General features: G+C 71.4%; 7 protein-coding genes and 1 other RNA gene. 1 reads left to right on the forward strand and 7 read right to left on the reverse strand.

Annotation, left to right across the window (positions count from 1 at the left end):
• The first annotated feature begins 8 nt into the window (after positions 1-8).
• Complete coding sequence (locus ABXJ56_RS02040) at positions 9-1,376, forward strand: threonine/serine ThrE exporter family protein (protein ID WP_353998075.1); 1,368 nt, start codon at positions 9-11, stop codon at positions 1,374-1,376.
• Here ABXJ56_RS02040 and recR read toward each other — a convergent pair.
• The 7 genes from recR to ffs form a co-directional block, all read right to left on the reverse strand.
• A complete protein-coding gene (recR, locus tag ABXJ56_RS02045) occupies positions 1,373-1,966 on the reverse strand; it encodes a recombination mediator RecR (protein WP_053547861.1) in 594 nt (197 codons plus the stop codon). The two genes, ABXJ56_RS02040 and recR, sit on opposite strands and share 4 nt — an antisense overlap.
• A complete protein-coding gene (locus ABXJ56_RS02050; protein WP_353998076.1) occupies positions 1,966-4,143 on the reverse strand; it encodes a DNA polymerase III subunit gamma and tau in 2,178 nt (725 codons plus the stop codon). Before ABXJ56_RS02050 ends, recR begins: the two co-directional genes overlap by 1 nt.
• 40 nt (positions 4,144-4,183) lie before the next feature.
• Complete coding sequence (locus ABXJ56_RS02055) at positions 4,184-6,697, reverse strand: glycoside hydrolase family 65 protein (RefSeq protein ID WP_353998077.1); 2,514 nt, start codon at positions 6,695-6,697, stop codon at positions 4,184-4,186.
• Positions 6,694-7,425: an HAD family hydrolase gene (locus ABXJ56_RS02060; RefSeq protein ID WP_353998078.1), complete on the reverse strand. Its 732-nt coding sequence runs from the start codon at positions 7,423-7,425 to the stop codon at positions 6,694-6,696. Before ABXJ56_RS02060 ends, ABXJ56_RS02055 begins: the two co-directional genes overlap by 4 nt.
• A 102-nt stretch (positions 7,426-7,527) precedes the next feature.
• On the reverse strand, positions 7,528-8,754 hold the full coding sequence (locus tag ABXJ56_RS02065; protein WP_353998079.1) for an acetate/propionate family kinase: 1,227 nt from the start codon (positions 8,752-8,754) through the stop codon (positions 7,528-7,530).
• The gene (pta, locus tag ABXJ56_RS02070; RefSeq protein WP_353998080.1) at positions 8,751-10,910 is read right to left on the reverse strand and encodes a phosphate acetyltransferase; all 2,160 of its coding nucleotides are present in this window, start codon (positions 10,908-10,910) and stop codon (positions 8,751-8,753) included. The genes ABXJ56_RS02065 and pta overlap by 4 nt, the downstream gene beginning before the upstream one ends.
• 51 nt (positions 10,911-10,961) lie before the next feature.
• Positions 10,962-11,058: signal recognition particle sRNA small type (gene ffs, locus ABXJ56_RS02075), an RNA gene on the reverse strand.
• Between the last annotated feature and the right edge of the window lie 171 nt (positions 11,059-11,229).

Below are 11,229 nucleotides of genomic sequence, written 5' to 3' on the forward strand. Positions count from 1 at the left end.
GACACCTGATGAGATCGACGGGATCGACGTCCGATCTCACCGAGACGATCCCCGTCATCGACGACGCCCTGGCGGTGCGGATCCTCGACCTCGCCGTGCGCATCGGCGAGACGATGCTCGTCACCGGCGCGACGGCGAGCGACGTCACCCTCACGATCGTGAGGGTCGGCAAGACGTACGGACTCGACCCCGTGCACGTGGATGTCACCTACAACTCGATCACCGCGGCGTATCACCGCAGCGGCGCTCCCCGACCGATCACGATCCTCCGCGTGGTCCGCGGGGCCGTCCCGGATCATGAGAAGCTGCAGCGCCTGCAGGCTCTCGTCACCGAGGTGCGGACCGGACTCGACCTCGACGCGGCCGTGGCGCGCTACCGCGAGATCCGCCGCACGCCTTTCGCCTATCGCCCTCTCATCGTGATCGCTGCGCAGGCTCTGCTGGCGGTCGGGGTCGCGGTGATGTTCGGCGTCAACTGGCTCGTGATCGCCCTGGCCTTCCTCGCCGCCGCGGTGGCGGCCCTCACCCAGCACCTGCTGACGAAGGCGAGCGTGCCGTTCTTCTTCAGTCAGATCGCGGGCGCGTTCGTGCTCACGCTGGTCGCGGCTCTGTCGCCGCTCCTCGAGATGACCGGATGGGATGCCGCGGCGGGACTGCGCCCATCGGTCATCGTCGCCTCCGGGGTGGTGCTGATGCTCGCCGGCCTCACCGTGGTGGGCGCGGCCCAGGACGCGATCGACGGCTTCGCGCTCACCGCCACCGGGCGGATCCTGGAGCTCACGATCCAGACCCTCGGCGTCGTCGTCGGCATCCTCGCCGGCCTCGAGGCCGCTCGCGTGCTGGGGCTCGGGGTGGATCCGCCCGACGACGTCCTCCCGTTCGGTCCCGTGCCCCTGCAGTTCTTCGGGGCCGCCCTCATCGCGATCGCGGTGGCGGTGTACAACGGCGCCGGGCTCCGCATCATCACGGTGAGCGCCCTTCTCAGCCTCGTCGCCTGGCTCGGCTACCTGATCGCGTCGTCCGCGGGTCTCGATGTCGCCGCAGCGAGCGGCATCGGTGCCTTCGTCGGGAGCTTCGTCGGGATCGTGCTCGCCTACCGTCTGCACGTCCCGTCCGTCGCGATCACGACCGCCGCGATCCTCCCCATGGTGCCGGGGGCGGCGGTCTTCCGGGGTCTGCTCAGCATCGTCGAATCGGGAGGGTCCGCCGAGCTCCTGCTGCAGGGGTTCAGCACGCTCGCGCTGGCGGCGACGGTGGGTATCAGCCTGGCCGTCGGGGCATCGCTCGGCATCTACATCGGGCAGCCGGTGCGCGAGTCGCTGTCGAGCGTCGCGCGGGCGCGCGCCCACGTCCGAGGGTGGCGGAAGCCGGACTAGACCGAACGACGGCCCTCGAAGGCCCGGCCCAGCGTGACCTCATCGGCGTACTCGAGGTCACCGCCGACAGGGAGACCCGACGCCAGCCGGGTCACGCGGATCTCGAGCGTGTGCAGCAGCCGCGACAGGTACGTCGCCGTCGCCTCGCCCTCGAGGTTGGGGTTGGTGGCGAGGATCACCTCCTGCACCGTGCCGTCGGCGAGGCGCTGCATGAGGGGCGCGATGCGCAGGTCGTCCGGTCCGATCCCGGCGATCGGGCTGATCGCGCCACCGAGGACGTGATACAGCCCGCGGAACTCGCGCGTGCGCTCGATGGCCGCGACGTCCTTGGCGTCCTCCACCACGCAGATGAGCGTCTGGTTGCGCCGGGGGTCGCGGCAGATCGCACAGCGCGGCTGCTCGGAGACGTTGCCGCAGATGTCGCAGAAGCGGACGCGCTCGCGCACGTCGACGAGGAGCTGGGCGAGGTGGGAGACGTCGAACTGCGGCGTCTGGAGGATGTGGAAGGCGATGCGCTGGGCCGACTTCGGCCCGATCCCCGGAAGCCGGCCGAACTCGTCGATGAGGTCCTGGACGATCCCCTCGTACATCAGCTGAACCTCGTGGGCGGCTCGTACGGCTCTTCTCGGACGAAGGTCGCGCCGAGGACCTGACGGACCACGGCCTCCCCGTACCGCTCGACGCCGTCTTGGCGCGACGCGGCCCGCGGGGTCACGGTCGGCGCGGGCGGGACGATGACCGGCGGAAGGTCGGCGTCCGCGGGCGCGTCGAGGTCGTCGTCCTCCTCCGGGGGCGCGTCGGTCACCGGACCGGAGGCGTCGGCGACACCGGCCGGCGCCGGGGCGAGGGTCGCGACACGCGCCGGGGCACGATGCGCGTCGACGTCCTCGGGCTCGTCATCGACGGGGAACTGGGCCGGAGGGACGGACGCGCTCGGTCCGGGATCGGGCGGCGGCGCATCGTCGTCGGAGGGGATCGGCGCGACGGCCCAGTCGGTCACCGGTGCCGCCGCGGCGGGGGCGCTCACTCGCGCTCCCGCGGAGGCGGGCGCACCGGCGCCGCGCGGCGGAGTGCCGGCGTCTCGCCCGCCGCTCGGTCCGCCCTTGGCCGGGGAACCGTCGCCTGTCCCGGGCGTGGGAGTGTCGGACGCCGCGGCGTCGTGCCGGGCGAGGTACTTCACGCGGACACCGAGGACGGCGAGGATCGCCTGCCGCAGATCTTCGCTCGGCCCCTTGCCCGCCTGCAGCTGCTTGAACTTCGCCACATCGCCCGCGCTGGTGAACGAGAGGCTGAGGACGTCGTCCGCGTATGCCAGCACCGTGGCGCCCGCGGCGAGCAGCCAGGACGAGCGGCTGATCTTCTCGAGCCGGCCGAGGACGTCGGGCCACACCGCCCGGACGCGCTCGAGCGTCACCGGCCCCGCGGGCGGGGCGGGTTCGGGCTCCGCCCTCGGCGGCGCGGCAGCCGAGGGTGCGGCCGTCGGCATCGGGGTCGGCGGGGCGGCCGCCGACCCGGATGCGGGCGCGGACTCCGGTGCAGGGGCCGCCACCGGTGCAGGGGCGGACTCCGGCGCCGGGCGCGGCGTCTCGGACGCCGGTGTCGTCGTCCGCACGGCGGGAGCGGATGCCGGGACAGCGGCGGCCGTCTCGGCGGGCGCCGTCGCCCCGCCGCCTCGGGCGAGGACGCGGGCGACCATGAGCTCGAGCTGCAGGCGCGGCGAGGTCGCGCCTGTCATGTCGTCGAGGGTCGCGATGACGAGGTCGGCGACCGCCGACAGCCGCGCCGTCCCGAAGGACCCCGCCTGCTTCGTCATGCGGGCGAGGTCGTCCTCGGAGATGCCGCGCAGAACGGCTGCGGCGCCCTCGCCGGTGGCGGCGACGACGATGAGGTCGCGCAGCCTCTCCAGGAGGTCGTCGACGAAGCGACGCGGATCCTGACCGGTCTGCACGACGCGGTCGACCGCGGCGAAGGCCGCGGCGGCGTCCTGCAGGGCGAACGCGTCGACCACCTCGTCGAGGAGCTCCGCGTGGGTGTATCCGAGCAGCGCGACCGCCCGCGCGTAGGCGACGTGCTCGGCATCCGATCCGGCGATGAGCTGGTCCAGGAGCGAGAGGGTGTCGCGCGGCGAGCCGCCGCCGGCGCGGACCACGAGGGGCAGCACGCCCGGGTCGACGCGGACACCCTCCTGCGCACAGAGATCCTCGACGTACGCGAGCATCGCGGCCGGCGGCACGAGACGGAAGGGATAGTGGTGCGTCCGGGACCGGATCGTGCCGATGACCTTCTCGGGTTCGGTCGTGGCGAAGATGAACTTGACGTGATCGGGCGGCTCTTCGACGAGCTTCAGCAGCGCGTTGAACCCCTGCGGGGTCACCATGTGGGCCTCGTCGAGGATGAAGATCTTGAACCGGTCGCGCGCGGGGGCGAACACCGCGCGCTCGCGCAGGTCGCGCGCATCGTCGACGCCGTTGTGGGAGGCCGCGTCGATCTCGACGACGTCGAGCGACCCGCCGCCGCCGCGGCCGAGTTCCACGCAGCTGTCGCACGTGCCGCACGGGGTGTCGGTGGGCCCCTCGGCGCAGTTGAGGCAGCGCGCGAGGATGCGGGCGGAGGTCGTCTTGCCGCACCCGCGCGGACCGGAGAAGAGATACGCGTGCCCGACGCGGTCGCCGCGCAGCGCGGTCATGAGCGGGTCGGTCACCTGGGACTGCCCGATCATCTCGCCGAACGCTTCGGGGCGGTAGCGGCGGTAGAGGGCGGTGGTCACTCCCCCAGCCTACGGCGTGCCTGCGACATCGCCATCGGGATCAGGCGTCCAACCCGATGGGGACCTCACCGGCCGCATCGATGACCGGGATCGAGGTGGTCACCGTCGGCACGGACGCCGAGAGGATGCTGCCGTCCTCGCGTCGCGCGTCCGCGAGCTCCTTCAGCGACGGCCGCCCCGGGATCACCGGCCCCTGGTCATCGAGCGGCACCACGACCTCGTCGTTCGGGCCGATGACGTAGCCGACGCCGCGCACGCTGAACCCGAGCGGATCGCCGTCACCGGCGCGCAGGCGCAGGGCATCCCGCGTGAGGACGACCTCCAGCCGGGTGCCGTGCCAGTGCAGGGTGAAGGCGAGCTCGGGCCAGTCGGCGGGCAGACGCGGATCGAAGGACAGCTCGCCGAAGTGATCGCGCATGCCGCCGAATCCGCTCACCAGCGCCGTCCACACCCCGCCCGCCGAGGCGACGTGCACCCCGTCCGCGGCGTTGTGATGGAGGTCGGCGAGGTCGACGAAGATCGACTGCCGGAAGTACTCCAGCGCGAGCTCCTGGTAGCCGACCTCGGCCGCGAGGATCGACTGCACCACGGCCGACAGCGTCGAGTCGCCGGTGGTCAGCGGGTCGTAGTACTCGAAGTCGGCCAGCTTGTCCTCGGGCGAGAAGTGGTTTCCCTGCAGGAACAGGGCGAGCACCACGTCGGCCTGCTTCAGCACCTGGTAGCGGTAGATCACGAGCGGGTGGAAGTGCAGCAGCAGCGGACGCTTCTCGGGCGGCGTGTTCTCCAGGTCCCAGATCTCGCGCTCCAGGAACACGTGATCCTGCGGATGGATGCCGAGGGCGGGGCTGAAGGGGATGTGCATGGCCTCGGCCGCGCGCTCCCAGTCGTCCTCCTCCCCCGGCTCGAGCCCGAGCCGGTCGACCATCACGCGGTAGACCTCGCCGTCGCGCTCGGCCATCTCCCGCACCGTGCGGGCGGCGAAGCGGAGGTTGAAGCGCGCCATGACGTTGGTGAAGAGGTTGTCGTTGACGACCGTCGTGTACTCGTCCGGGCCGGTCACCCCGTGGATGTGGAAGCTCTCCTCGCCCGTGTCGTCACGGCGCCAGAAGCCGAGCGTGGTCCACAGCCGCGCGGTCTCCACCGCGATGTCGACGCCCTCGCGGTGCAGGAACTCCTCGTCCCCGGTGGCGCGGACGTACTTGGCCAGGGCGAAGCTGACGTCGGCGTTGATGTGGTACTGCGCGGTGCCGGCGGCGTAGTAGGCGGAGGCCTCCTCGCCGTTGATGGTGCGCCACGGGAAGAGGGCTCCCGCTTCGTTGAGCTGGTAGGCGCGCTTGCGCGCCGCCGGCAGCATCAGGTAGCGCATCCGCAGCGCGTTCCGCGCCCACTGCGGCGTCGTGTAGGCGAGGAAGGGGAGCACGTAGATCTCGGTGTCCCAGAAGTAGTGACCGGAGTACCCCGACCCGGTCATGCCCTTCGCGGGCACGCCCTGACCGTCGGCGCGCGCCGAGGCCTGGGCGAGCTGGAAGAGGCACCAGCGCGTGGCCTGCTGCAGGTCGTCGTGTCCGCCGATGCGCACGTCCGAGCGTTCCCAGAACGCCTCCATCCAGGCGCGCTGCTCCGCCACGATCGCCGCGATCCCGACGCGCAGGGCCCGGTCGATCGTGCGACGGCCGCGGTCGACGAGCTCGCGCGCGGGGACGCCGCGGGACGTGTGGTACGCTACGAGCTTGGTCACCCGCGTGGGGACGCCCGCCTTCGCGTCCACCCGGAAGACGTTCTTGGCGATATCCGGTTCGACGAGGTGTCGTGCTTCGACGTCGTTCTCGGTCTCCACCACGTGGTCGGCGACCACGGAGATCGTCATGCCCGACTCGGTCGCCTCGTACGCGAGCGCGGATCGGTGGCCGTCCTGCCAGTACTCCTGCGGCTGGAGGACGCGCTCGCTGATGCGCTCGGCCTTGCGCGGATCGAACCCGGCCTTCTTCGGCGCCGACGGCGTCCCGCCGTAGACGTCCTCGCCGTCCTGCCGGTTGATGAGCTGACTGCTCACGGTCACGGGTGCGTCGGCGTTGAGGACGGTGACTTCGACACTCATGAGCGCGAGGTGCTTCTCCGCGAACGAGATGAGCCGCTCGAAGTCGATCAGGACGTCCTTGCCGGAGGGCGTCATCCACCGGATGCGACGCGTCAGGATGCCGTCGCGCATGTCGAGGACGCGCTCGTAATCACGGACGTCCGCCACGTCCAGCGACAGCGGCTCGTCGTCGACATACACCCGGAGCACCTTGGCGTCGGGGGCGTTGATGATCGTCTGCCCTACCTCGGCGAAGCCGTACGCCTGCTCGGCGTGGCGGATGGGGAACGTCTCGTGGAAGCCGTTGATGAAGGTCCCGTGCTCCTGCGCGAAGCGCCCCTCGGGGTGGTTGCCGCGCATCCCGAGGTAGCCGTTGCCGAGGGCGAACAGGGTCTCGGTGACGCCGACGTCGTCGAGCCGGAAGGAGGTCTCGACCAGGCGCCACGGGTCGACGGGGAAGCGATCGCGGTCGATCATGCGACGAACTCCTCGAGGTCGGTCACCACGACGTCGGCTCCGGCGGCGCGGAGGTCGTCCGCCCCGACCCCGCGGTCCACGCCGACGACGAGCGCGAAGCCGCCGGCGGCAGCCGAGCGGACGCCGCTGATGGCGTCTTCGACGGCGGCGCTGCGGGCAGGATCGACGCCGAGCATCCGGGCGGCTTCGACGAAGACGTCCGGCGCGGGCTTGGACGCCAGGTGGTCGCGCTCGGCGATCACACCGTCCATCACCACCTCGAACCGGTCGCGGATGCCGGCCGCGGCCAGCACCTCCTCCGCGTTCTTCGAACTGGAGACCACGGCCACCGGCATCCCGTGCGCGACGAGCCGGTCCAGGAGGCGGAGAGACCCGGGGTAGGGCGCGATGCCGTCGGCGCGCAGCACGCGCTCGAAGACGGCGTTCTTGCGGTTGCCGATGCCGCAGACGGTGTCGCTGCTCGGCGCATCGGAGGGGTCGCCCCACGGCACCTCGATGTCGCGGGAGCGCAGGAGCGCGGCGACGCCGTCGTAGCGCTTCTTCCCGTCGAGGTGGTCGAAGTAGTCCCGCTCGGTGTAGGCGGGGCTGATCTCCCACGCCGCGAAGAGCTCTTCGAACATGGTCTGCCAGGCGTGCATGTGCACTTCGGCGGTCGGAGTCAGCACACCGTCCAGATCGAACAGGACGGCGTCGTAGGACAGGAGGTCGGGCAGGTCGTGGGGGGGCACGGCGACACCTTCGGGCGAGGGGACGGGACAACAGCGAGCGGCGCCTCATCAGGCCGTCGACTCAGCGTAATGCCCCCGCTGTCGCGGCGACAGCGGGAGTTCTCAGCCGCGCGCGACCGACAGGGTCTGGCGGGCGATCTCGAGCTCCTCGTCGGTGGGCACGACGAGGACGGTCACGCGCGAGGCATCCGAGGAGATCCGACGGATGCCGCGCTCCGGCGCGGTGTTGCGGTCGGGGTCGATCTCCACACCCGCGAAGCCGAGCGTCTCCAGCGCGCGCGCTCGCACCAGCGGCGCGTTCTCGCCCACGCCGGCGGTGAAGGAGATCACGTCGGCGCCGCCGAGCTGCGCGAGATACGCCCCGGCGTAGGCGCGGAGGCGGTGGACGTACACCTCGAAGGCGAGGATGGCCGCCTCATCTCCTCGATCGATGGCGTCCTTGATGTCGCGCTGATCCGAGGCGCCGGCGAGGCCGAGCATGCCGCTGCGCTTGTTGAGGAGATCGTCCAGGTCGTCCACGGACAGGCCCTCCCGACGGGCGAGCTGGAACAGCACGGCCGGGTCGAGATCGCCCGAACGCGTCCCCATCACCAGGCCCTCGAGCGGTGTGAACCCCATGGAGGTCTCCACCGAGCGTCCGCCGTCGATCGCGGTCACCGACGCGCCGTTGCCGAGGTGGAAGACGATCTGGCGCAGGTCGGAGAGCGCACGATCGAGGAACCGGGCGGCCTCCTCCGAGACGAACTTGTGCGAGGTGCCGTGAAATCCGTAGCGGCGGATGCGGTGCTTCGCGGCGAGATCCCGGTCGATCGCGTAGGTGTAGGCCGCCGGGGACAGCGTCTGGTGGAAGGCGGTGTCGAACACCGCGACGTGGGGGACGTCGCCGAAGGCGCTCTGGGCGGCGACGATCCCCGCGAGGTTAGCCGGGTTGTGCAGCGGCGCCAGGACCGCGAGATCCTCGATGTCGGACCGCACCTGCGGCGTGACGAGCGTCGGCGCGAAGAAGCGCGCGCCCCCGTGGACGACGCGGTGGCCGACCGCGACCGGCGGGTTCTCCGCCAGCGACGGTCCGTCGACGGCGAACGCGTCCAGCATCACCTGGAACCCGGCGGTGTGGTCGGGGATCGGCAGTTCACGGGTGGACGTGGCGCTGTGCATCGTGGCGGCGGGGCCATCGGTGCGCGCGGCGTGGACGGTGTGCCGCGCCTGCCCGACGTCGGCGCCGATGCGCTCGACGAGACCCGACGCGAGCACGCGCTCGGCATCCGCGTCCAGGAGCTGGTACTTGAACGACGACGATCCGCTGTTGACGACGAGGACGATGCTCATCGGGCCCCTCCCTGCGCGGAGTCGGCGTCTTCGGCCTGGGCCTGGATCGCGGTGATCGCGATCGTGTTGACGATGTCCTCGACCAGCGCGCCCCGGGAGAGGTCGTTGATGGGCTTGTTGAGCCCCTGCAGGACCGGCCCGATCGCCACCGCACCCGCCGAGCGCTGCACGGCCTTGTAGGTGTTGTTGCCGGTGTTGAGGTCCGGGAAGACGAACACCGTCGCCCGCCCCGCGACCTGCGAACCCGGCATCTTCGCCGCAGCCACAGCGACGTCGGCCGCCGCGTCGTACTGGATCGGCCCCTCCACCAGGAGCTCGGGGGCGCGCTCGCGCACCAGCGCGGTCGCCTCGCGCACCTTCTCCACGTCGGCTCCCGATCCGGACTCGCCGGTCGAATAGGAGAGCATGGCCACACGCGGCTCGATGCCGAACTGGGCCGCCGTGGCGGCGGAGGACACGGCGATGTCGGCGAGCTGCGGCGCCGTCGGGTCGGGGATCACCGCGCAGTCGCCGTAGACGAGCACGCGGTCGGCGAGCGCCATCAGGAAGACGCTGGAGACCACCGAGACCCCGGGCTTGGTCTTGATGATCTCGAAGGCCGGACGAATCGTGTGCGCGGTCGTGTGCGCCGCCCCCGAGACCATGCCGTCGGCGAGACCGGTGTGCACCATCATCGTTCCGAAGTACGACACGTCCGTCACCGTGTCGGCCGCCTGCGCGGCGGTGACGCCCTTGTGGGCGCGCAGCCGCGCGTACTCCTCGGCGAACCGGCTGACGTGGACGGCGTCGAAGGGCGAGAGGACCTCGGCATCCTGGATGTCGATGCCGAGCTCGATGGCCCGAGCGCGCACCTCGAAGGGCTCCCCCAGGATCACGAGGTCGGCGATGCCGCGCTTGAGCACGGTGGCGGCGGCGCGGAGCACCCGGTCGTCGTCGCCCTCGGGGAGGACGATGCGCTTGCGCGATGCGCGGGCCCGGTCGATCAGCTGGAACTCGAACATGAGCGGCGTGACGACGGTGGCCCGCGCCATGCCGAACGCGCGCAGCAGCTCCTCGGTGTCCACGCTGGTCTCGAACAGCGACAGCGCCGTGTCGTAGCGACGCTGCGAGTCGGCGGCGAGGCGGCCGCGGGTGTTCATCACGCGGACCGCGGTGTCGTAGGTGCCGAGCTCGGTGGAGATGATCGGGACGTTGGATCCGAGTCCGTCGATGAGCCGGCGCACCGGCTCGGGCAGATCGAACCCGCCGTTGAGGACGATGCCCGAGATGGACGGGAAGGTACCGGAGGCGTTGGCGAGCAGCGCAGCCAGGAGGACCTCGGAGCGGTCGGCGGGGATCACCACCACCGCACCCTCCAGAAGACGCGGGAGGACGTTGACCATCGACATCGCCGCCACGACGACACCGAGCGCCTCGCGGGTGAGCAGCTCCGGGTCGCCGGCGATCAGCTCGCCGTCGACCGCGCGCAGGATGCCGCGCATCGACGGCGCGACGAGGAAGCGGTCCTCGGGGATCGCCCACACGGGCACGTTCGCGGCGTCCAGACTCCGCTCCGACGTGAGCGAGGCGCGGACGGCGGCGACGACCTCGTCCTGATCGTCCACCTCGACGCGGTTGGCGATGACGGCGAACAGCTGCGCGCGGCCGTGGACGAGCTCGGCGAGGGCGAGATCGGCGATCTGGCCCATCTCGGCCGGGGTGCGCGGGAGCGTCGCGCCGAGCTGCTCCGCCTGGCCCTGCGCGGCGCGACCGCCGAGGACGAGGAGGACGGGAGCGCCGAGGTTCGCCGCGATCCGGGCGTTGTACGCCAGCTCCGCGGGACTCCCGACGTCGGTGTAGTCGCTGCCGACGATGACGACGGCGTCGCACTGGGCCTCGACGGCCTTGTACCGCTCCACGATCGTCGAGAGCGCGGCATCCGGATCCTCGCGCACATCGTCGTAGGTGACCCCGACGCACTCCTCGTACGCGAGGTCGACGCCGTCGTGGTCGAGCAGCATCTCCAGCACGTAGTCGCGCTCGCGCGTCGACCGCGCGATCGCGCGGAACACCCCGACACGGGAGGTCGCGCGGCTCAGGGCGTCGAGGACGCCGAGGGCGACCGTCGACTTGCCGGAATGACCTTCTGCGGACGTGATGTAGATGCTCTGCGCCACGCGTTCCAGCCTATGGGGCCGACGGGGAGCGGTTCCTGAGAACGCCGGGAAAAGTAAGACTCTCCGCGAACCCGGCAGAGCCTGGTTACCCTTGCTACGTTTCCGTCCTGGGGGAGTTGGCCTGGATGCCGCCTCGCGGAGAGCTTCGGACAGTCTACCCCCGACACCTCCCGACGCCGAACGCGCGTCCTGCGCGGCATCCGATGCAGGCATCTCCCAGGCCCCGCACCGTGATCTGGTTGTTACCATCGAGGGGTGGGTGAGGACGCCCGCGTCCGCCCGATCCGCCGCCCGAACGGCGCGCTAGGAGGCCCTCCGT

It is taken from the genome of Microbacterium aurantiacum (genome assembly GCF_040532595.1).
In the GTDB taxonomy this organism is placed as follows: Bacteria; Actinomycetota; Actinomycetes; order Actinomycetales; family Microbacteriaceae; genus Microbacterium; species Microbacterium chocolatum_B.

Coding starts and splice junctions, on each gene's coding strand:
- ABXJ56_RS02055 (WP_353998077.1), bottom strand. CDS start 6,697: ATGATCGACCGCGATCGCTTCCCCGTCGACCCGTGGCGCCTGGTCGAG.
- ABXJ56_RS02065 (WP_353998079.1), bottom strand. CDS start 8,754: ATGAGCATCGTCCTCGTCGTCAACAGCGGATCGTCGTCGTTCAAGTAC.
- ABXJ56_RS02040 (WP_353998075.1), top strand. CDS start 9: ATGAGATCGACGGGATCGACGTCCGATCTCACCGAGACGATCCCCGTC.
- recR (WP_053547861.1), bottom strand. CDS start 1,966: ATGTACGAGGGGATCGTCCAGGACCTCATCGACGAGTTCGGCCGGCTT.